Below are 21,993 nucleotides of genomic sequence, written 5' to 3'. Positions count from 1 at the left end.
CTAACCTTACCGGACTATGGGCGCGGGAGCACCCTGTTTCGGCGCGCCCCCAAATGAGACACGGCGTGTTGCCCGGGATCGTGGCGGACGTCTCTCGGCGTCCGTGCTCCGCGCCGCCGTCGAGCCTGATCGCGGCGCTCGCTGAGGACGTTTCCGCGGAGGTCCAAGGGAGCCGCCGGCAGATTGTGGTGGGGGTTCGGGAGTCGCGGCTGGAGATGCCACCCCGGCGAGACGGTGAGGGCCAACGCAGGACTGGTTGCCGGCGTCGGAGGATCCTGCACCAATCTCTGAATCGTCATCCCGGGTCCTCCAGAACTTGGGCAAAACGTCCTCGGAAGGCTTCTTGACACCAGAGTTTCAGGCCCCATCGGCTAAACTTGGCTGGTAAGAGCCCCGAAACTCTTGCGTACGCTGCCGTCCGCGGCAGGCTGCACCGGTAAGTCGGGGCATTCTCATGTACGGCGTCGAGTCCTGGCCATCCGGTTTGGTCTCGCCCGAAAGAATGGGGGAGGATCCCATGCCCGCTATCGTGATCGTCGGAGCCCAGTGGGGCGACGAAGGCAAAGGCAAGGCTACCGATCTGCTCGGTGGCCGTGTTGACTACGTGGTTAAGCCCAACGGCGGCAACAACGCCGGGCACACCGTGGTGGTTGGCGGTGAGAAGTATGAGCTGAAGCTCCTTCCCGCGGGCATTCTGAGCCCCAACGCAATTCCCATTATTGGCAACGGCTGCGTGGTGAACCTCGAGGCACTCTTCCAGGAAATCGACGGCCTTGAGGCCCGTGGCGCGGACACCTCACGCCTGCGCGTATCGGCCAACGCGCACCTTGTCGCCCCGTACCACCAGGTTCTGGACAAGGTAACGGAACGCTTCCTCGGCAGCCGTGCCATCGGCACCACGGGCCGCGGCATTGGTCCGGCTTACATGGACAAGGTGGCCCGCCTGGGCATCCGCGTCCAGGACGTCTTCGATGAATCGATCCTCCGCCAGAAGGTGGAAGGTTCGCTGCGCCAGAAGAACGAACTCCTGGTCAAGGTCTACAACCGCCGAGACATCGTAGTGGACGAGATCGTTGAGTACTTCCTCTCCTTCGCTGAGCGACTGCGCCCGCTGGTTATCGACAGCACGCTGGAGCTGAACAACGCGTTGGACGAGGGCAAGGTTGTGCTCATGGAAGGTGGCCAGGCCACGTTCCTGGACGTTGACCACGGCACGTACCCGTTCGTCACCTCATCCAACCCGACGGCGGGCGGTGCGTCCGTTGGCTCGGGCATTGGCCCCACGCGTATTTCCCGTTCCATCGGCATCATCAAGGCTTACACCACACGTGTTGGCGCCGGTCCGTTCCCCACGGAACTGTTCGACGAAATGGGCGTGTATCTGCAGAAGACCGGTGGCGAGTTCGGTGTGAACACAGGCCGTCCCCGCCGCTGTGGTTGGTACGACGCCGTCCTTGCCCGCCATGCTTCCCGCGTCAACGGCTTCACGGACTACTTCGTGACCAAGCTGGACGTCCTCACGGGCATCGAGCAGATCCCGGTTTGCGTTGCCTACGACGTCGACGGCGTCCGCCACGACGAAATGCCCATGACGCAGACCGAGTTCCACCACGCGGTGCCGATCTTCGAGTACTTCGACGGTTGGACCGAGGACATCACCGGGGCCCGCACCCTGGAGGACCTTCCGGAGAACGCCCGCAACTACGTGCTGGCCCTGGAAAAACTCTCCGGCACGCGCTTCTCGGCCATCGGCGTTGGCCCTGACCGGGACCAGACGATCGTTGTGCATGATTTGATCAACGACTAGGTTTACTGAATTTACGACGGCGGCGGGTCACCCTCTGGTTTTTGGAACGTTGGTTCCTCAGGAACCTTGGGGTGGCCCGCCGTTGTTGTTGCTGGCCCGGTATGCGCCCGCCACCGCTGCCGTCGAAAGTCGCGGTCCCCGGGACTATTTCGGCGACTGACGCGGTTACGCCATTCAGGGCCGGAAGCGGTCCGCACTCACGCGACCAGGTGACGACGGGAACGAGGCCACATGACCACAGAGACTTCTGACGGAGTCGGGTTCCGTTCCCGCCGCGGACCCATCCTCATTGCCCTGATGCTCTCGACCGGGCTGGTGGCCATTGATGCGACGATAGTTGCCACGGCGGTGCCATCGATTGTGGATGACATCGGCGGTTTCACGTCTTTTCCCTGGCTCTTTTCGGCGTACTTGTTGGCGCAGGCTGTCTCCGTGCCCGTCTACGCCAAGCTGTCTGACGTCGTAGGCCGCAAGCCGATCATCCTCAGCGGCATCGGCCTGTTCCTCCTGGGTTCCATCTTGTGCGGGCTGGCTTGGAGCATGCCCGCCCTCATCGCTTTCCGTGTGCTTCAGGGCCTGGGCGCCGGAGCCGTACAGCCGGTGTCGATCACTATCGCCGGGGATATTTACACGCTCGCGGAGCGAGCGAAAGTCCAAGGCTACCTCGCGAGCGTCTGGGCCGTTTCTTCCGTGGTGGGACCGACGCTGGGAGGCATTTTTTCCTCGCTTGGCATCTGGCGCTGGATCTTCTTCATCAACATCCCGCTGTGTCTTCTGGCCGGATGGATGCTGGTCCGGACATTCCACGAGAACGTCAAGCGGACGAGACACCGGGTCGATTATCTGGGAGCAGGGCTCCTAACGATCTCGCTAAGCCTGCTCATCCTGGGAGCGCTTGAGGGCGGGCAGGCCTGGCCTTGGAACTCTTCCATAAGCATCACGGTCTTTGCCGTCGGGGCCTTGGTGTTCATCGCCTTCCTCTTCGTGGAGAGGAGGGCGGCCGAGCCTGTCCTCCCACCGTGGGTTGTTTCCCGCCGGCTACTGGTGACGACGGCGCTGATCTCCTTTGGCGTCGGCGCAGCCATGCTTGGTCTTACCTCGTACGTCCCAACGTTCCTCGAAGGAGCGCTGGGGACTTCCCCGGTCTTTGCCGGACTTGCTTTGGCGGCCTTGACGATCGGCTGGCCAATCAGCGCGTCCCAGGCTGGCCGGTTCTACCTCCGGATCGGGTTCCGAAGGACGGCTTTGATCGGTATTTCCGTGACGGTCATCGGCGCTGCCGTGCTTGCCCTCACCGCCTCATCACCCAACGTTTTGTTGGTGGCCGTGTCCTGCTTCATTGTTGGCCTGGGACTCGGGTTGGTCGCGACGCCGAGCCTGATCGCCGCGCAGTCGAGCGTTGAATGGAACGAACGCGGGGTAGTTACCGGCACAAATCTTTTTGCCCGTTCCATCGGTAGTTCGATTGGTGTGGCCGTTTACGGTGCGATCGCCAATGCCATTTATGCAGGCGGCCCCAGCGGCGGCCCCGATCCGCAAACAACGGTGTCCGCTTCCACCGCTGTCTTCCTCGCCGTTCTGGTGAGTGCCGTGCTTACGGTCATTGCCGTCGTCGCCATGCCCTCCAAAGCGGACAGTTCCATCACGGCCCAGGCAGCTGACCGGGCCAACACTGCCAGCGGCACGGGTCAGTAGCCCTCTCCGTACCGGCTGCGTTGGCCGGACCCGAAGCGAAGCCATAGGGCCGGTCGATACCCCGCATAGTTTTTTGGTCTCTGCCGCGGTCCGGCAATCCCTCCCATGCTTGTACTCATCAGTTGTGAAGGACGTCCGCCCGGCTTTCCGCCGGGACGGACACACGTGAGAGTAGGAAGCACTTATGTCACCCGCGGAATTTTCAGTCAACGGCCGCAGCTACGCCTTTTCCGACGCGCCAGTGGTAGTCATCTGCATCGACGGGAGCGAGCCTGCCTACCACGAGGAGGCCATTGCAGCAGGCCGCATGCCTTGGCTCGAGCAGCTTGTTTCCTCCACCGGCAGTTCTTGGGCCGCGCACTGCGCTGTCCCAACTCTGACCAATCCCAATAACATGTCCATTGCAACCGGGCGCCCGCCGGCTGTTCACGGGATCTGTGGAAACTACATTCTGGACCCGGAATCAGGCGAGGAGGTCCTGATGAACGATCCCAAGTTCCTGCGGGCGCCTACCATTTTTGCTGCTGCGGCTGCCGCCGGGTTGTCGGTTGCCGTGGTGACGGCGAAGGACAAGCTGTCCCGGCTTCTGGCCGCAGGACTTACCCAACCCGGCCTTGACCCTGCAGGTTCGGGCGAGATGGTTCAACCGATCAACAAGGGGATCTGCTTTTCTGCGGAAAAGGCCAATGAGGCAACGGTGGAAAACAACGGCATCGGTTCCGTCATGGAATTGGTTGATATGGACCTTCCCGGCGTGTACTCAGCCGAGCTCAGCGAATTTGTCCTGGCCGCCGGCGTCCGCTTGCTCCAGCAAAATACACCTGACCTCATGTATCTGACGCTTACGGACTACATCCAGCACAAGAATGCACCCGGGACGGAAACGGCCAACGACTTCTACGCCATGGTGGACCGGTACGCAGCGGAACTGGACAAGGCAGGCGCGGTCGTCGTTATTACTGCAGACCACGGAATGAGCCCGAAGCACCAAGCGGACGGAACGCCAAAGGTTATCTACCTTGAAGAAGACGTCAACCGCTTCCTCGGCGTCGAAGGAGACGCTTCCGAGGAAGGCTGCCGGGTCATCCTCCCCATTACTGACCCCTACACCGTCCACCACGGTGCACTGGGTTCCTTCGCCAATATCTACCTCCCGGCCGGGGCGGACCGGGAGTCCGTGCTCGCTTCCCTGAAGGGGCGCGAAGGGATCTCGGATGTCTACCTTTCCGAGGATGCAGCAGAGTTGTTCGATATGCCACTGGACCGGATGGGACACCTCACTGTGCTGTCCGACAAGAACACTGCCCTGGGCCGCTACCGGGCATGGCACGACCTTGGCAACCTTGAAGTGCCCTTGCGCTCTCATGGAGGTCTGGGGGAGCTCAACATTCCCTTCTTCATCAACCGCGTACTTCCGGTACCCACGGAAACCGCTGCCAAGGCACCCAACGGCGATCAAGCTGTGGCGCATAACTATGACGCATTTTGGGTCGCTACGACTCACGCAGCTTCCAACCTCGTGGCGGTCATCTGACATTGCCGTCGTCGGGGCCCGCCCATCACGGGCGGGCCCAGCAAGCTCCCCCGAGGCACCCCCAATTGATAGGTTTGCATGACGAGAGGACTCCCCAATGTCCGATTTCCAATCGCCCCAAGTACAGACCCAGTCGTCGCCATACGGCCCCAACGACAAACCAGCAGCGTCCAGCAAGCGGCAGGAGCTGCTCAAGTGGCAAATAAGGATATTCGCACTGTCATGGCTGGCATACGCAGCCTTCTACTTTCCCCGTTCCGCGTTTTCAGCAGCCAAGGTCGGCATTCTGGACGAAGGATTTCTCACTAAACAAACTCTGGGCTTGCTTGATTCCGTCTACCTGGCTGCGTATGCCGTAGGCCAGTTTGTCTGGGGGGCTTGCGCCGAAAAGTACGGCACCCGCGTAGTGGTGGCAGGCGGCATGGTGATGGCCGGCTTGGCTTCACTTCTGATGGGCATCGTCCCGGCCGTAGCTCTGTTCCTGCCGCTCATGATTGCCCAAGGGCTCGCGCAATCCACGGGATGGGCCGCACTGAGCAAAAATATCGCTTCATTCTTTACCATCAGGACGCGCGGGCGGGCCATGGGGTTTTTCTCCACGAGTTACGCCTTCGGTGGCTTGGCTGGTGCCCCCGTGACGGGATGGGTGGCATATTCACTGTTCGATAGCTGGCGGTGGGCGTTCATTGCCGGTACGGCAGTCATCGTGTTCGCGTTTGTCCTGTTCCTTATTTTCCAGCGCAACTCTCCGCAGGAAGTTGGCCTGCCGGGAATCGATGAAGATCCCGCATTGCTCGATGCCGAGCATCGAGCCGCCACCAAGGGCAAAGCTGCGCCAAAACCCACCAGGTTCTCTTTCCGGGACTTGTTGGCTGCTGTGCGGTACGAGCCCATGGTTCTTCGGCTTGGCCTTGTGTATTTCCTCATCAAGCCTGCCCGCTACGCAGTCCTCCTCTGGGGACCGGTACTGGTGCTTGAGGCGATGCCGAACCTCAGCGCGATGACGGCAATCATGGTCCCAGTGGCTTTCGGTATCACGGGGATGGTGGCACCTATCCTTGCAGGGTGGATGTCCGATACTCTCTTCGGCGCCAGGCGCGTCCCTCCCAGCGTACTCAGCCTCTTGCTTATGGTGGCCGCACTTGGGCTCTGGCAAGTCACCACTGCCACTGGCGAGATCGCACTTATCGTGCTCCTCTTGTCCTTTATCGGCCTGACCGCTTATGCCTCGGACGCGATGGTTTCCGGTGTGGCTGCCGTTGACTTCGGCACGTCGAAGTACGCGGCGGGCTCCACAGGATTCATCAATGGCTGTGGCTCCATCGGCGCCATTCTGGGCGGGCTCCTCCCGGGGTTCTTCTCAGGCACAGTCATCTTCTATACCTTCGCGGGCGCAGCCCTGATTGCCGCGGTCATCCTGGTTCCTTCGTGGAACAAACGTCCGGCAAGCGTTTGACGCGCACCAAAGAACTCCAATAAACCAGCAGAGGAATCATGAACATCTTCGATGACCCCAAGCTAAAGCTGAACTACATTGACGGCCAATGGCGGCCGTCTTCCGAGGGCGGAACTTTCGCGAACACCAACCCGGCCGATACCCGTGATCTCATTGGGCTCTTTCCAGATTCAACTGCCCAGGATGCCCTGGATGCGATCGAATCTGCGGAGAAAGCGCGACGTACATGGGAGTCCCTGGGAAGCATCAAACGCGGTGACATCCTGTTCCTGGCAGCGGACCTCCTATCCCGGAGAAAGCAGGAAATGGCCGAAGTGATTACACGGGAGCAGGGAAAATGCCTCCGGGAGTCACTGGGCGAGGCGCAGCGCGCCATCGACATCCTGCGGTTTGTTGCAGGGGAGGGGCGCAGGCTCTCAGGTTCGACGCTTCCAACCGACGAGGACCGGAGCATGGCGTTGACGTGGCGCAAACCGATCGGAGTCGTAGCCCTCATTGCTCCCTGGAATTTCCCACTCGCCATCCCCACCTGGAAAGTGGCTCCAGCACTGCTTTCAGGCTGCACTGCCGTCCTCAAGCCCTCGCCTTTGGCACCCCAAACGGCCGCATTGCTCGTGGACATCTTCAACGAAGCGGGAGTGCCTGCCGGCGTGCTGAATCTTGTCCAGGGAGACCGGGAACCTGGGGAAACAATGAGCAATCATCCGCAAGTGAGGGGTATTTCATTCACTGGGTCCCTTGGCGTCGGGCTTGCCATCCAACAGGCCGCAGCGCCGCGCCTGGCTCGGACCCAGCTCGAACTCGGCGGCAAGAATGCACTTATTGTCCTGGCCGATGCGGACCTGGACTTGGCAGCGGACGCTATCCTTCACGGTGCTTTCGGCCAGGCAGGGCAACGTTGCAGCGCCACAAGCCGCGTCGTTGTAGAACGCAAGGTCCGGGAGGAATTGGTTGCCAAAGTTCTGGCCCGGATCGGGGAGCTGACCATTGGCAATCCATCCGATGATTCCACCCGGCTGGGTCCTGTGGTCAACCTGGACCGCCTTACGGCATGCATCCGCGCCATAGAGCAAGCAGCGGCCTCGGGAGCCGTCATCCGCACAGGTGGGTCGGTTGCCACAGCGGATCACCTGGCACATGGCTACTTCATGGAGCCAACCCTGCTTACGGAGGTTGCGCCGGATTCCGAGCTGGCAATGGAAGAAGTCTTTGGTCCGGTTTTGGCTGTCATTGACGCAGAGAGTTTCGAGCACGCCATGGAAATATCAAACTCCGTACGCTATGGAATGTCCGGCACGATCTTCACCAACAACAGGGCGCACATTTATGACGCCTTGGAATCCTTCGAAGCCGGCATGCTGCACGTCAACCGGCCGGGTGTGGGTGCGTGGCCTCACATGCCGCACATGGGAGCCAAGCTTTCGCAGTACGGAGCGCCGGAGTGTTCGCCTGAGACATGGGACTTCTACATGGAGTGGCGTTCTGCATGCATCAGCTTTCCCGCCTGAGCGTCAACGCCTAGGTTCAAGACATGAATCTGAGCATCCAAAGCCTGCGCATCTTCCTTGCCGTTGTTGAAACGGGAAGCTTCTCGGCGGCGGCGCGGAGGCTGTACATGAGTCAACCCTCAGTCTCGGCACAGGTGAGGAGCCTGGAAACCTCGTTGGCCGCACATCTGCTGGACAGGGGACCCGGAGGCGCCACGCTCACCCCTGCAGGCCAAGTACTGGCTGATCATGCACGTGCGATTTTTGCAGTCATGGACAAGGTTGACGCCGACGTTGCAGCTGCCCAGGGCTTGCAGGACCGGAAATTGGCGGTTGCGGGGACAACGACCCTTGGTTCTTACTTGTTGCCCCGCGCTCTCAGCCGGTTTTTGGCGGAGAACCAAGGGCTCCGAACCGAACTCCGGGTTGGCAATACAGAGGCAGTGGCTGATTGGCTCATCAACCGGGAAATTAGTTTGGCGATATGTGCCGGGGAGATCGATTTTGAACAACTTGAAGCCACCGTCATCTTCGAGGACGCATTGGTCCTTGTGGCTGGGCGGGCCAGTCCTTTGGCTGGACGGGACCTGAAACCTTCTGACCTGGAGGGCCAGCGCTTCCTTCTCAGGGAAATCGGGTCCTCAACGCGCTTTGACCAGGACCAGGCCTTGCGGGAATGGGAGCTCACTGATGCGGAGCAGTGGACCATTTGGTCCTCCGAGGCTGCACGCGAGTGTGTGCGGGCGGGCTTGGGATTGGCCCTCGTATCTGAGCACGTAGTGGCACCGGACTTGCGTTCGGGAGACCTCGTTCGGCTGAAAATCAGCCCAGGTCCACGGAAGCGGGCAGTGTCCTTGGTGCGCATGGCGGGCCAGATTCTTACCCCCATGGAGGAGTCATTCGTCGAAATGCTCCAAAAGATGCACGCGTGGCCCTAGCAGCAGCCTCCGGAACAGTGCAGCACCCTCCGGAACAGTGCGGGGCACCTCTGAAAAATGATTGGCCGGCATCACCGTTGATGCCTCAATAAAGGAGACCATTTTGAACCAGAACGTCGGATCACCAAAGCCGCTCAACGCCGAGCGGACAGACCTGATCATTATTGGAGCGGGAATCGTTGGCCTCGCCCACGCTTTCGAAGCGCACAGGCAGGGTTATACCGTCCGGATTATCGAAAGGGACGCCACGCCAAACGGTGCTTCCATCCGTAACTTTGGCCACTGCTGCATCACTGCGCAGGAGGGCAAATACCTCGACACCGCCTATAGGTCCCGGGAGGGCTGGCTGGCGGCAGCCAAGGCGGTCGGGTTCTGGTCACCCGAGGCGGGCGCCGTCGTCGTGGCCCGAAGCGCCAGCGAGCTCGCCGTTCTGGAGCAGCTCAGCGACAAACGTGGCCCAGAAAACGTGGAACTCCTCACCGCCGAGCATGTTGCCTCGCGGTTGTCCTCGGGACATTCCGTGGACCCCGCGATCGTTGGTGGAGCTTTCCTTCCGGCGGACCTGAGGGTGGATCCGCGGACCGCAGCTCCCGATATTGCAGCTTGGCTCCAAAACCAGCCTGGAGTACAGATCAATTGGGGCACCACCGTCAAAGACATCGGGAACGGCGCGGTCGCGACCACCAGGGGCGACTTCCAAGCCGACAAGGTGCTTGTCTGCGTGGGTCACGATCTCGACTACCTGTTTCCCGAAGTGACCGCGCGATACCAGGTGCAACAGTGCGCGTTGCAAATGGCGATGGCTCCCGCACCGGCCGGTTACACCCTCGACTCGGCAGTGCTTACGGGGACATCCATGACACGCTACGACGGCTTCACCACCATGCCGGCAGGCGAGGAGGTTCGCCAGGAGATCTTCGGGCACAGCCCCGAACTCATCGACATGGGCGCCAACGTCATGTTCACGCGCCGTCCGGACGGCACGTTGTTGCTTGGTGACAGCCACGTTTACGGACAAACCATCGGCCCATTCCAGGACGAATGGATGACGTCCCGCCTCGTGGGCGAGATAGAAAGGGTCCTTGGTACCAGCCTCACCGTCACCCAGCGATGGCAAGGGATTTACGCCTCCAGCCCGCTCACGTCTCTCCTTGTCGAGGACATAAACACGACGACGACGGCCATCACCGTGACGTCCGGCATCGGCATGACCCTGTCATTCGGCATCGCCGCCGAGACAATCGGCCGGCTGTGAAACCCGGCTCTGCGGTCGCAAGTCTGCCACCCGCTCCGTTCGGTACGCTGCTCACCGCCATGATCACGCCTTTTACGGCAGGGGGTGGGCGGGTGGACTTTGACGCCGCAGGGGAAGTTGCTGTTCAGCTGGTAAGCGCTGGCAACAACGGTTTGGTTGTGTCCGGGACGGCAGGAGAGGCGTCAGCCCTGACCGACGACGAAAAGGAACAGCTCGTGCGAGTGGTCCGGGACGCCGTCGGTGAGCAGGTGAAGGTTGTGGCAGGAACTGGCAGCAACGACACGGCTCGTTCAATCCAAGCGGCCCGGCGTGCTGAGCGCGCCGGGGCTGACGGCCAGCTGGTAATAGCGCCGTACTACAACCGGCCCTCGCAGGAGGGCCTCTTGCAGCACTTTACCGACGTCGCAGCAGCAACAGAATTGCCAGTGATGTTGTACGACAATCCGGCGCGAACCGGCTTGGCTATCGCCACGGATACGCTACGGCGCTTGGCTGGGAACCCTGCGATTGTGGCACTCAAAGACGCGAAAGCTGACCTCGCTGCAACCACCATGGTCATGTCCGACACTGATATCGCAGTCTATTCAGGTGACGATGGGCTCGCCCTGCCATGGTTGGCGGCAGGTGCTGCGGGGCTGGTAAGTGTTTCTGCCAACGTCGCCCCTGGCGCCTACCGTCAACTGGTGGACGCGACATTGGAAGGCGACCTACCGAGAGCCCGCCAGCTGCACTTCCTGCTGGCACCCCTCGTCCGATCAATCATGAATCATGTGCCTCCTGCGGTTGCGGCCAAGCACCTGATGCATCGGCTGGGCAGGTTGGGCTGCCCCTCGGCCAGGGGGCCCTTGGTGGAACCAACCCAGAAGGAATTCTCGGAGATCTCCGTGGAACTTGCGGGAACGGAATGGGCTGTTGCCTGCGCCAAAAGGCCCGGCGTTTCAAGATTTGTCAGTCGCTGAGGGACTGCCTGGGCACCGTGTCTTCCGGGCTGACGAAGTCGGTGTGGTCGTGGATGACTTTCCACTCGCCTTCCTCTCGACGGAAGACGCTGGTGGCGCGAAGGGCGAACGGGCGGGGAGCACTTCCGTCAATTGTGCCGGTGAAGCTGACAACAGCGGCGGTGTACGCCATGTCTCCCACGACGTCGAAGGCCATAACGTCCAACGTGACGTCTTGGCCGCCTGCAAGCCGGGCTGCTACTCGCCGAAATGTCGGTTCCAGCTGGTTCCATCCTGTGGTCGAGACGCCCACAGCCCCAAACAGGCTTACGGGCTCCCGGTGGGACCACATTTCAATGCGGTGCGACGGGTCCCCGATGACAAGGGCGGCCTCGGCAGCGTGCAGGGCAGGTTCAGCCCACGCGAGGAATTCCTCCCGGGGATCCATGGCTCCTCCTCCACAAGGGCGGGTTTCTCACAGCGTCCTCCCTCCGCCACGGCCAGTCAACGGAAACGGCCAGTCAACGCAGGCGAACCACCCGGCGTGAAACGCTCGACGGCGGCAGGCGGCGTTGCGCTGATGAGCCGCCGCCCGCCGTCGTACTCCCCGAAAGGCAGCGGCAGCTATCAGTCCGGCCGACTGTTGGCCGTCACAGTGGATCGCGCTGGCGCAGGCTTGGGTGTGGACTCAGACTTCAACAGCCCCGCTTGGATGACGATGCCCACGGCAGCGAAGGCACTGAGGGCCGCGCCGTATGCCAGCAACGTTGGCACCAGCCCCCACAAGGGGGCGAGTTGACCGGCGATGATCACTGGCAGGCTGAACGCCAGGTAGGCGGCGGCGTAAATGCTGGCGAATACGCCGGCGCGCTGATGTGGCTGAATGTGCGGTGCGATCAGCCGGATCTGTCCACCGAACGATCCGCCGAACCCAGTCCCGCCAAGTACTGCCCCGATCCAGACCGCGGGCAGCCATGTTGCATTGATTCCGAAGAGGACCGCCAGGATCCCCAGCAGAATGAAGGAGACCCCGGCAAGCGAGCTGTGTCGGGCGGGGTAGCGGCCAAATACCAGGCTTGCCACCGCGGCTGAGAACGGGCCGAGGAATGCGGTGAAACCTGCCACGAGGCCACCGTCCAACGCAAAGTGGACCCGGAGCAGCGCTGGCGAGAGGCCAAGGAAGAAGGCTGGAAACATCCAGCCGGCGATGTGAAGGGGGAGGCCTGCGGCGAACTCGCGGCGTATGTTGGCGGGAATGCTCAGGCGCGGATTGAGTGAGCGGACTGCGCCCGGGCGTTTGACCGCTGTCTCGGAGGTGAAACTGACAAAGAAGATGCCGAGGATCATGGCACCTGCCAGGATGGCAAAAATCAAGGTGTTGGCGTCGGGTGTGAACTGAACCGCTGCGCCGGTCACCAACGCTCCCATGCCTAGTCCGCCCGCTACGGACGCGCCGGCGAGATTGCTGGCAAGTTTCTTGAGCGGGCCGGGGGCCTGCTCTTGGATGGCGGCGTTGAAGGCGCCGGTTGCAAGGCCTGTGGCGATTCCTTGCAGGGCCCGGGCGATGATTACCCAGGTAATGGTGGACGCAACCATGAAGGCGATCATGGCGATCAGTTCGGTATACAGCGCAATCAGCATGACGGGGCGCCTGCCCAGGTGATCCGAAAGTGAGCCTCCCGCCAGCAGCGCTGCCAACAGGCCTATTGCGTAGATGGCGAAGGCGAGGCTAAGGGTGGCCGCCGAAAAGCCCCACTCCTGCTGCCGGAGCGAGAGCAATGGCGTGGGCGCCCCGCCCGCGAAAAAGAATGCGGCGAAGACCAACGCAAGCCCGGGGAAAGCCGCTTTGGCTGGAAAAGTGCGGGGCGGCCGCGAAGGGCGGGATGGTGACAATGTACGGGACAAGTGAAGACTCCTTAGACAGAACGGTCTAATGCCAGTTAGACAGGTCTGTGCAATAAAGTCAAGAAGTTTTAGACAGATCTGTCTGATATGCTTTATGCATGGCCTCCACCAAACTTCCGGCTCGGCAGCGCCTCCTCGATGCCGCAGACAAGTTGTTTTATGCCGAGGGTGTCCACACTGTTGGCATTGACCGCCTTATCGAAGAGGCGGGCGTAGCCAAGGGCTCGCTCTTCTACAATTTTTCGGGCAAGGACGATCTCGTTGCCGCCTACCTGGAGGGCCGCGACCGTCAACGGCGCGAACGCATAGCGAGGTTCCAGCAGGGCCTGGGGGATCCAGTCGACAAGCTGCTGGCCATCTTTGATGCCCTTCAGGAAACGGTATCCTCTCCCGGATGGAGGGGATGTCCCTTCGCCAATGCCAGCGCAGAGGCACTTCCCGGAAGCGTGGAGGCCGAGGCACTCCGGGCCTTCCGGGACTGGCTTTCAAACGCGATGCTTTCCCTCTGTGAAGAAGCAGGCTTTGTTGAACCGGCAGGCGTGGCCGCCCGGCTCCGGCTGCTCTACGACGGAGCTGTATCGAATTCAAATCTGGATGCGCAACCAGAAGCTGTGGGCTGGGCTAAAGAGCTGGCCGCGAAAGTTCTGCACGACTCACCTCGCGCGTCGGAATAGCCTCGCGGGGAGGGCCGTTGTCGCAAGAATGAAGGCAATTACCTATAGCGAGTACGGAAACCCGGATGTCCTTGAGCTGACCGAGCAGCCAATGCCTAAGGTGGGGCCGGGCATGGTCCTGGTGAAGGTGAAGGCGGCGTCGGTAAATCCGGTCGACTGGAAGATCATGGCCGGCTACCTGGACTCCTTCATGGATCTGCAATTCCCGGCCATTCCCGGGTGGGATGTAGCGGGGGTGGTGGAGTCTGTAGGAATCGACGCACCGCATTTCAAGCCAGGCGACGAAGTTATCTCCTATGGCCGCAAGGATTACGTTCATGGCGGAAGTTTTGCTGAATACATTGCGCTCCCGGAGCGGCTTCTTGCCAGGAAGCCGGGCTCCCTGGATTGGAACCAGTCGGCCGGGCTTCCTTTGGCCGGGCTTACCGCTTTCCAGGTACTGAATCGTCTCGGGCTCAAGGCGGGCGAGACGGTTTTGATCCATGGCGGTTCTGGCGGTGTCGGATCCCTCGGCGTTCAGATCGCAGTGGCGCTCGGTGCCCGGGTCATCGCGACCGCGTCGGAAAGGAACCACGAATTCCTCAAGTCCCTCGGAGCCAAAGCTGTGGCATATGGTGAGGGGCTGTCCGACCGCGTGCGTGCGTTGAGTCCTGCTGGAGTGGATGTCGTGGCCGATTTTGCGGGCGGAAACCTCGAAGCGACGCTGAAGGTCCTGTCTGAGGGAGGCCGGCATGCATCCATTGCGGACAGCGAGGTGGAGGCGCATGGCGGAACCTGGATGTGGGTGAATCCTGTTGGTGCCGAACTGCAGCAGCTCGCTGACTTGGTGGACGATCACAAGATCCGGGTAGAGGTGGCAGAGGCACTTCCTTTGGCCAAAGCAGCGGATGCCTTCCGACTCAACATGAAGGGGCATACTCGCGGAAAGATTGTGCTCACGGTGGAGCTCTAGCCTAAAAGTTCAGTATGATCCAAGCCCACTTATGTTCAATTCATACCTAAGTGGGTTATGCTCTTCCTACCCCCTAGGAAAGAGCGAAGATGCTTCTTGAACGAGACCTCATTCAAGCCACCGGCTTCCGCAATGTCCGTGAAGGCGATCGCGCTACCGGATTTCAGTTCAGGGTACGCATGCCTTCCTACCGCGGCATGGCGGCCTCCCTCATCGACGGCATTGCGGTTCGTGTAGGAGATTTGGTGGACGTACCCGCGGAGGTTCCGCTCTGGACCTTCAGCGGCAACACGTACAGCCTCCGCGAGCTCTGGGCCAGTGAGGGCGTGCGATGGCAGTTGGAAGAAGCTGCCGTCGTCACCGTTCCGCTGGAGGGTGGCCTTCCCCAAGGCGTACATAATGTCCATGTCGAGCTGAAACTTCGCATGTCCTACATCCCGCTTGAGCACCAGCCCACGGTCCACCGCAGCTCGCGGCAGATCACGCTGGGGCCCGAGGGTGGCGATGGAGTCTTCCGCTACGGGGTCTCCCTTTACAGCTTCATGCACGACTACGGAACGGTCCTGGACCTGGAAACCGCCTTGGCGGCAGTGGCAGATACGGGAGCCACCGGCGTCGAAATTTTGGGGGAGGGCCATGTGCCCAACTATCCGGAGCCCACGGCCGCCTGGACTGACCAGTGGTTCGCCTTGCTGGAGAAGTACTCCCTCGAACCGACCAATTACGGCTCGTGGATCGATACAAGACTGCATCCAGGCCGAAGCATGACGGCCGTGGAAGGTGCCGCCGCACTGCAACGTGACCTGAGGCTGGCTAATCGTCTGGGCTTTGGCTTCGTCCGTCCCAAGATCGGCGTTGTCTCCAGCGACCTCATTCCGGACCCGATCTGGACCGAGTCCGTGGAGCGTTCCCTGGATCTTGCCCATGAGCTGGGGGTGGTTATCTGCCCCGAAATCCACTCGCCCACGCCCATCAAGCACCCGGTGGTGGACGATTACATTGCCCTCATCGAGCGCACGGGCACCAAGAACTTTGGCCTGTTGATCGATACCGGAATCTTCCAGGACAGGCCAGTCCCGCTGCGGGAGGGCGAGACCAGGGAAACCAGGCCCGCTTTCCTCGACGGTATCGGCGTGGACCCGGCAGACTTTGCCGACGTCGCGCAGTACGTCGTCTTCATCCAGGCGAAGTTCCATGACATCGACGAACACTTGGAAGACCAGCAGATTCCGTGGCGTCCCGTCCTTAAAGCCCTGAAGGAGGCCGGGTACAACGGCTACTTGTCCAGCGAGTACGAGGGCGAGAGGACGCCGTGGCGTTCCATCGAGCAAGTTCGCCGCCAGCATTCGCTCATCCGCAAGATCACATCCGAACTCGCCTGACCTCAGAGTCAGAGACGTCAGGGACATCCCCACAGTAAGAGAAGAACAATGCCCAATGGACTGATTCACGAAGACAGCTTGCGATCCCACCCCGAAGGCCTCGCTTTATCGCTGACCCTTCCCTGGTACCGGAGCCTCTGGCTCTCGTCCGTCTCCACCCTCAAACTAACAGTGGACGGTGAAGAGGTTCCGCAGCAGGACCTCTCGTTCGAGCTCGGCGGAACGATCTACGCCTTGGAAGAACTTCCGGCCCAGGCTGAAACCCTGTGGTTCCTGCAGGGGCACCCGCTTCTTATTGTCAAACGTCCTGTGCCGGCGAAACTGGGCGAGCAGCATGACATCCGCATCTTCGGCGAGCTGCGCCTTCCCTACATGCAGATCGCGGCCGGACAGGATGGTGGGCCCGGTATGTACGTGCCCAACTTCGTCAACCAGGCTCTTGAGTTGACCGTTGTGGACCACGACGCGCCGGCACCTAGAACCACGACGCCGGTCACGCCACCGCCGCCGAAAGCGGACGAGGATCCGTTCTCCTTGGGGTTGACCCTCTACTCGGCAAGTGCGGAGTTCCGGGCTGGATGGTATGACTTCGATGGGTTGCTGAACAGGGTGGCGGAGCTCGGCATCGGACCCGGAATCGAAATTGTCGCTTCCCAGGTGCTGCCCACCTACCCCTTGGTGAGTGATGACTTCGCCAAGTCCTGGCATGCAGCCTTCGACAAACACGGTTTCGATGCGAGCTCCTTCGGCGCGAATCTGGACATGGGCCGCCGGCGGGACCGCGATATGACCCCGGACGAAGAATACGAATTTACAGAGACGCTCTTCCACGGGGCAAAGAAGTTGGGATTCCCGCTGGTCCGGATCCAGAGCGCAAAGCCGGAGCTGCTGCGGCGCCTGCTCCCGCTCGCGGAACAATTGGAACTCAAGCTGGCGTACGAGATCCATGCTCCTTTGGGACCGAATTCCCCCGAGATCATGAAAGTCCGGGACGTTTACGACGAATTGGATTCGCCGTTACTGGGCTTCGTGGCCGATTTCTCTTCCACCATGCACAGCATGTCTCCAACATTGTTGCGGGCGGTCTCGCGGGCCGGACTCGATGAAGAAGCGCTGGAGCGCCTGCAGGCCATCTGGTCCACGGATGCCTCAATGCGTGCGCGGCAGGATGAGTTCATCGGGTACCTCCGAAGCCGTGACTTTGATCCCGCCCGGCTCGGCTCGTTCGCGCACCTCGCTTTTAATATGCACGGACATGTCAGTCCAGGTGATTGGGCGGACATCATGCCGCAAATCATGCACGTGCACGCGAAGTTCTATGACATTGACGACGACGGCAACGAACCTGCCATCGACTACCCGGAACTCGTCCGCGTGTTTGTGGAAGGTGGTTACCGAGGCTACTGGTCCAGTGAATGGGAAGGACATGCCTTCGCCGAGTTGGGTGAGGTAGACCCCCTGCTGCTGGTTCGGAAGCAGCACGACCTCATCAGGCGCAGCATGCGCGCCGCAGTAGCAAAAGTCTGACGCGGGAGAGCTCCACTTGCACCCCGGCCGGGTCTCCGGCCGGGCTCTACGCGTTGGCCTCGGTTCCGGCAGCGACGATCGCGGCGGCTTCCTCGAAGAGGCCGCGCATCCAAATGTGCTCGGAGTCGGCGTTGTGGACCGGATGCCACCATAAGGCGTTGACCAACGGCGTGGCCGGAAACGGCAGCGGCAGGATACGGACGCCGCCCAAGCGACGGGCAATGGGGGCAAGGGCTGCCTGGATGAGCCCGATCCTGTTGGTTCCTGCGATGAAGTGGGGGAGTGCTTGGAAGCTTTCCACCACTACTTCCACGCGGGGCTCAATGCCCAACTGCTGAATCTGGCGCTCAGCGGACGTGAACGCCGAGCGCGACTGATAGGTCATGACCCACGGCAGGTTGGCGATGTTGTCCATGGAGACCTCCTCACTCACGTCGTCGTTGGTTTCTGAAACAACGGCAAGCCAATCGTCGCGCCACAAATCCACGAACGGGAGGCCCGTGAGGATCCCGTGGGGAATCACCATGCCGTCTGCCGCCCTCAGCCGGTTGGCAGCGTCCTCGACCACCACCGGATTGTGAAGCATGAACCGGAAACGGACTCCAGGTGCGCGCTCGGCTGCGAGTTCCGAAACGACCCGTCCAACAGTGGTGAAACCGTAGTCCGATCCATAGATGGAAAACTCCCGCGCCGATTCATTGGGCTCCCAACTGGCTTGGCTCTCGAAGACGCGGCGGGCGGCATCGAGGGCCAGGGTGGTGTGTTCGGCGAGCCTTAGGGCGAACGGGGTGAGCTCGTAGGTGTTCCCACGGCGGGCAAGGATCGGATCGCCAAAGTGGTTCCTGAGGCGGGCCAATGAAGCACTCAAGGCTGGCTGGCTCAAATGCAGGCGCTCGGCCGCGCGGGTCACGCTGCGTTCGGTAATGAGGGCATCCAGGGACGTCAGCAGGTTGAGGTCGAGCCTGGAAAGCAGGGCGTGGTCCGTCACGACGGCAATCCTTTGAGTCGGGGCCTTGGGAAACAGAAGGCGTAGCAGGACCAGTGTATCCACGGCCGTGATGACGTTTCCGCCGTGAATCTGGAGCCCCTGGGGAGCTACCGGGAATCGGCCCATTACACGAAACAGCCGGACTTATGTGCAGCATCCGAAATACTTATGTGTCTTTCTGGCAAATGCCGTGCATACTGATGAGTGACGGGGGTCACGGCGCTCCCGATAAAGACAAAGAAGTCAGAAAGGCTGAAAATGACACAGCACCGCTTTCGAGGACTGAAGCTCGGCGTTCTCGTCATCCCAACCGCTGCTGCACTTGCATTGACAGGCTGCTCAGGTTCTACCACTGCCGGCAGCGCAGGTGGCACCAAGGAATTCTCCTTGACGTTCGCTACCTCCAACACCATTGAGAGCCCGTTCCAGAAGCTCGGCGAGCAGTACATGGCAGCGCACCCCGACGTGAAGATCACGTTCAACGCGCAGCCCAATGACTCGTACGACCAGACCGTCCGCACACAGCTGCAGGCCGGCAACGCCTCGGACGTCATCGTGACGTCGCCCGGATCGGGAACTGGCCGAAGCATCCTTCCGCTGGTTGATGCAAACTTCCTGGAACCCCTGGACGATTCGGCCAAGAAGTTGGTTCCAGTGGGCAGCGAAGCCTTGTTCGGCAAGGACGGCAAGGTCTACGGCCAGGCTGCCGAGATGACCGTCGTCGGGCTCGTGACCAACGAGACGGCAGCTAAGGCCTCAGGTGTCTCCGATTTCCCCAGTGACTTCTCGTCCCTGGAAAAGCAGTGCTCCTCGCTGAACTCTTCCGGTAAGTCCTTCTTTGCACTGGCCGGATCAGCCGCACCCAACACCGGCCTGATGGCCATGTCCCTGGCGGCCTCCCGGGTGTACGCGGAGGACCCCAAGTGGAACGAAAAGCGGGTGGGCAAGCAGACTACCTTCGCTGACTCCCAGGGCTGGAAGGACGCGCTGCAGGCCGTCGTCAAGCTCAATGAGGCAGGTTGCTTCCAGAAGGGCGCAGCGGGCGCCGGCTTCGACGCCATCACCAAGGGGCTCGCTAGTGGCTCTTCCCTTGCCGGCTTCATCCCTGCTCCTTCGTGGAAGCAGCTCAAGACGGCAGCGGCTAATTCCGACTTTGCAGTCCGCGCGCTTCCGTCCGAGCAGAGCTCCGACAAGGGCTTCGTTTACGCCAGCGCGAACTACTCCTTCTCCATCAATGCCGCTTCCAAGAGCAAGGATGCTGCCAAGGCCTTCCTTGATTGGGCTGCCGAACCTGAGCAGACCAAGGCGTTCGCGGAGATTGATGGCGCACTTCCCGTTAGTGGTTTGGACAGCTACGACTACGCATCCGGCGCTTACAAGAACGTCGGGGACCTTATCAAGGACGGCAAGTACGGTCCGCTTCCCAACAGCCAGTGGCCGAACTCCTCTGTCTACGATGCCCTCGCAACGGGTGTTCAGGGTCTCCTGACAGGCCAGAAGTCGGTTGACCAGGTGCTGCAGGCCATGGATGCGGCCTGGGGCTGAGACCGGATAAGAACCCCACCGAAGATCCGACGACTCAAAGGGACGAGCAAGGATTACCATGACTGCGACGATGCAATCGAAAACCGAAGCAGCTGACGCTTCCCGGCGAGGCAGGCGACACCCGGGAGCGGCCCGAAAGGTCCGTTCCCGGGGTGGGTCCCTGCAGTTCGGCCACTGGTGGTGGGCGCTCCCCGGGATCGCCCTCGTCATCGCCATCCACTACGTAGCCACGGGAATCGGCGGCTACTTCGCCTTCACCAACTGGACCGGTATCGGCTCCTTCAAAGTGGTTGGCCTGGCAAACTTCGAGGCAATCTTCAAGGACCCGACCAAGCTCGGGGCCCTGCTGAATACCCTCTTCCTGGCCTTTTCCTCCGTATTTATCAGCAACGTTGCCGGCCTCTTCATCGCCCTGGGCCTGAACCGGGTAATAAAGACACGGTATGTACTGCGCACGTTGTTCTTCATGCCCGTGGTCCTTAGCCCGCTGGCAACGGCCTACATCTGGAAGTACATCTTCGATTTCGACGGCCCCATCAATGTCTTCCTCGCTTCGATCGGCGCTGGTGACCTGGCCAAGCCGTGGTTGGCGGACCCGCAATGGGCCATCTGGACAGTACTGATTGTCCTGGTCTGGGGCAGCACCGGTTTCGCCATGGTGATCTTCATGGCAGGCCTGGCGGGCGTTCCCATGGAAATCGAGGAGGCCGCAGCCATCGATGGCGCCAACATGTGGCAGCGCTTCTGGAACGTCACCCTTCCAGCTATCCGCCCGGCCGTAGCCATCGCATCAACCCTGGGCATTGTTCAGGGGCTAAGGGTGTTCGACCCCATCATGGCACTCACCGGCGGAGGCCCGGCGGGCGCCACGGAAACCCTTGCCACGCAGGTCTACAAGCAGGCGTTTGCGCTCGGCAACTTCGGCGGCGGCGCAGCCCTGGCCCTGGTGCTGGCCGTCATCATCCTGTTCTTCGCCGTAATCCAGCAGCGGCTGACGCGATCGAACCCCGAGGACTAACAATGTTCCGCTACACAAAACTCACCGTTCTCCGCGAAATCGGTCTGTGGGCATTGGCCCTCCTCTTTCTTTCCCCGTTCTACTTCCTGGTGACCACTGCACTGAAGTCCGATGGTGAGATCTACACGACCTCGCCGCTGGCACCGCCGTCGAGCCCTGACTTCAGCAACTTCACCGCCGTCCTGACGGCCCAAGGCAATTCAAATGTGGTGCTTGGCCTGGTGAACAGTGTCATCATCACCACCGGCAGCATCCTTGGCTTGATCGCCCTTGGGTCCATCACTGGGTACGTCATTTCACGGTCAACCCGCCGTTGGAGCAAGGGCGCCTACTACCTGTTCCTGATCGCCATCATCCTGCCAGGCCAGTTGGGGGCGGTTCCCCTGTACATGGGCGCCCGTTCCTTGGGTCTTACGGGCTCGGCCTGGGGCCTGATCGTCCTGTACACGGGCATGCTCCTGCCCCTGTCCATCTTCCTGTACTCCAACTTCTTCCGCGGCCTGGGTACGGACTACGAAGAAGCAGCCACCATTGACGGCGCCAGCAAAACGCAGGTGTTCTCCAAGGTAGTTTTCCCGATGATGGCTCCGGCCACGGGCACGGTGACCATCTTCGCCGGACTGATCGTGTGGAACGACTTCTTCACTTCGCTGATCTTCCTGGGTGGCTCCAGCAACCAGACGCTGCCTGTGGCGATGTACTACTTCATCGGCTCCCTGGTCTCGCAGTGGAACTCCATCTTCGCAATCGTGATCGTGTCCATGATTCCCATCCTCGCGTTGTTCCTCTTCGCCCAGAAGCGCTTCATCCAAGGCTTCTCCGGCGGCCTGAAGGGCTAACGGACGCCGTCCACCACCACCCCATGTTTTAGAAAACACCCCTTACTTCCAGG

General features: G+C 61.2%; 18 protein-coding genes. 15 read left to right on the top strand and 3 right to left on the bottom strand.

Annotation, left to right across the window (positions count from 1 at the left end; all coding sequences use genetic code 11):
- Window positions 1-517 precede the first annotated feature (517 nt).
- The 8 genes from ABIE18_RS02145 to dapA all read left to right on the top strand — a co-directional run bounded on the left by ABIE18_RS02145 (window position 518) and on the right by dapA (window position 11,131).
- On the top strand, window positions 518-1,807 hold the full coding sequence (locus ABIE18_RS02145) for an adenylosuccinate synthase (protein ID WP_224094034.1): 1,290 nt from the start codon (window positions 518-520) through the stop codon (window positions 1,805-1,807).
- A gap of 231 nt (window positions 1,808-2,038) precedes the next feature.
- Window positions 2,039-3,502, top strand: a complete 1,464-nt coding sequence (locus ABIE18_RS02140) for an MDR family MFS transporter (RefSeq protein WP_499720958.1) — start codon at window positions 2,039-2,041, stop codon at window positions 3,500-3,502.
- A 184-nt stretch (window positions 3,503-3,686) separates the two neighbouring features.
- Complete coding sequence (gene phnA / locus ABIE18_RS02135) at window positions 3,687-5,036, top strand: phosphonoacetate hydrolase (protein WP_499720957.1); 1,350 nt, start codon at window positions 3,687-3,689, stop codon at window positions 5,034-5,036.
- A gap of 97 nt (window positions 5,037-5,133) precedes the next feature.
- Entirely contained in the window at window positions 5,134-6,492 is a 1,359-nt protein-coding gene (locus ABIE18_RS02130) for an MFS transporter (RefSeq protein WP_499720956.1), read from the top strand.
- Between the two features lie 38 nt (window positions 6,493-6,530).
- On the top strand, window positions 6,531-8,000 hold the full coding sequence (locus tag ABIE18_RS02125; RefSeq protein WP_499720955.1) for an aldehyde dehydrogenase family protein: 1,470 nt from the start codon (window positions 6,531-6,533) through the stop codon (window positions 7,998-8,000).
- Between the two features lie 23 nt (window positions 8,001-8,023).
- The gene (locus tag ABIE18_RS02120) at window positions 8,024-8,917 is read left to right on the top strand and encodes a LysR family transcriptional regulator (protein WP_499720954.1); all 894 of its coding nucleotides are present in this window, start codon (window positions 8,024-8,026) and stop codon (window positions 8,915-8,917) included.
- A 103-nt stretch (window positions 8,918-9,020) separates the two neighbouring features.
- Window positions 9,021-10,172 (top strand): TIGR03364 family FAD-dependent oxidoreductase, encoded by a 1,152-nt coding sequence (locus ABIE18_RS02115; protein WP_499720953.1) that lies wholly within the window; start codon window positions 9,021-9,023, stop codon window positions 10,170-10,172.
- Window positions 10,169-11,131, top strand: a complete 963-nt coding sequence (dapA, locus tag ABIE18_RS02110; RefSeq protein WP_499720952.1) for a 4-hydroxy-tetrahydrodipicolinate synthase — start codon at window positions 10,169-10,171, stop codon at window positions 11,129-11,131. Before ABIE18_RS02115 ends, dapA begins: the two co-directional genes overlap by 4 nt.
- Here dapA and ABIE18_RS02105 read toward each other — a convergent pair.
- A complete protein-coding gene (locus ABIE18_RS02105; RefSeq protein ID WP_499720951.1) occupies window positions 11,121-11,558 on the bottom strand; it encodes a YybH family protein in 438 nt (145 codons plus the stop codon). The two genes, dapA and ABIE18_RS02105, sit on opposite strands and share 11 nt — an antisense overlap.
- 179 nt (window positions 11,559-11,737) lie before the next feature.
- Window positions 11,738-13,015, bottom strand: coding sequence for an MFS transporter (locus tag ABIE18_RS02100; RefSeq protein ID WP_499720950.1), 1,278 nt, complete (start codon window positions 13,013-13,015; stop codon window positions 11,738-11,740).
- A gap of 98 nt (window positions 13,016-13,113) precedes the next feature.
- Here ABIE18_RS02100 and ABIE18_RS02095 point away from each other — a divergent pair, with 98 nt between their 5' ends.
- The 4 genes from ABIE18_RS02095 (at window position 13,114) to ABIE18_RS02080 (ending at window position 17,550) form a co-directional block, all read left to right on the top strand.
- The gene (locus tag ABIE18_RS02095; protein WP_499720949.1) at window positions 13,114-13,689 is read left to right on the top strand and encodes a TetR/AcrR family transcriptional regulator; all 576 of its coding nucleotides are present in this window, start codon (window positions 13,114-13,116) and stop codon (window positions 13,687-13,689) included.
- Window positions 13,690-13,717: 28 nt separating this feature from the next.
- Window positions 13,718-14,641 carry an NADP-dependent oxidoreductase gene (locus ABIE18_RS02090; protein ID WP_499720948.1) on the top strand — a complete coding sequence of 308 codons (924 nt, stop codon included), beginning with the start codon at window positions 13,718-13,720 and terminating at the stop codon, window positions 14,639-14,641.
- 89 nt (window positions 14,642-14,730) lie between these two features.
- Complete coding sequence (locus ABIE18_RS02085) at window positions 14,731-16,023, top strand: C-glycoside deglycosidase beta subunit domain-containing protein (RefSeq protein ID WP_499720947.1); 1,293 nt, start codon at window positions 14,731-14,733, stop codon at window positions 16,021-16,023.
- Window positions 16,024-16,071: 48 nt separating this feature from the next.
- Complete coding sequence (locus ABIE18_RS02080) at window positions 16,072-17,550, top strand: C-glycoside deglycosidase beta subunit domain-containing protein (protein ID WP_499720946.1); 1,479 nt, start codon at window positions 16,072-16,074, stop codon at window positions 17,548-17,550.
- Window positions 17,551-17,596: 46 nt separating this feature from the next.
- Here ABIE18_RS02080 and ABIE18_RS02075 read toward each other — a convergent pair whose 3' ends face one another.
- Window positions 17,597-18,538 carry a LysR family transcriptional regulator gene (locus ABIE18_RS02075; protein WP_499720945.1) on the bottom strand — a complete coding sequence of 314 codons (942 nt, stop codon included), beginning with the start codon at window positions 18,536-18,538 and terminating at the stop codon, window positions 17,597-17,599.
- Window positions 18,539-18,796: 258 nt separating this feature from the next.
- Between ABIE18_RS02075 and ABIE18_RS02070 the strand changes: the two genes are divergently transcribed.
- The 3 genes from ABIE18_RS02070 to ABIE18_RS02060 are packed head-to-tail and all read left to right on the top strand — an operon-like array spanning window position 18,797 to window position 21,940.
- The gene (locus ABIE18_RS02070) at window positions 18,797-20,083 is read left to right on the top strand and encodes an ABC transporter substrate-binding protein (RefSeq protein WP_499720944.1); all 1,287 of its coding nucleotides are present in this window, start codon (window positions 18,797-18,799) and stop codon (window positions 20,081-20,083) included.
- A gap of 58 nt (window positions 20,084-20,141) precedes the next feature.
- Entirely contained in the window at window positions 20,142-21,101 is a 960-nt protein-coding gene (locus ABIE18_RS02065; RefSeq protein ID WP_499720943.1) for a carbohydrate ABC transporter permease, read from the top strand.
- Between the two features lie 2 nt (window positions 21,102-21,103).
- A complete protein-coding gene (locus ABIE18_RS02060; RefSeq protein ID WP_224094046.1) occupies window positions 21,104-21,940 on the top strand; it encodes a carbohydrate ABC transporter permease in 837 nt (278 codons plus the stop codon).
- Window positions 21,941-21,993 lie beyond the last annotated feature (53 nt).

The organism is Arthrobacter sp. 2762, assembly GCF_040548745.1.
GTDB lineage: Bacteria > Actinomycetota > Actinomycetes > Actinomycetales > Micrococcaceae > Arthrobacter.
Note: the sequence above shows the minus strand (reverse complement) of the source record. Positions and strands in the feature narration are given on the sequence as shown.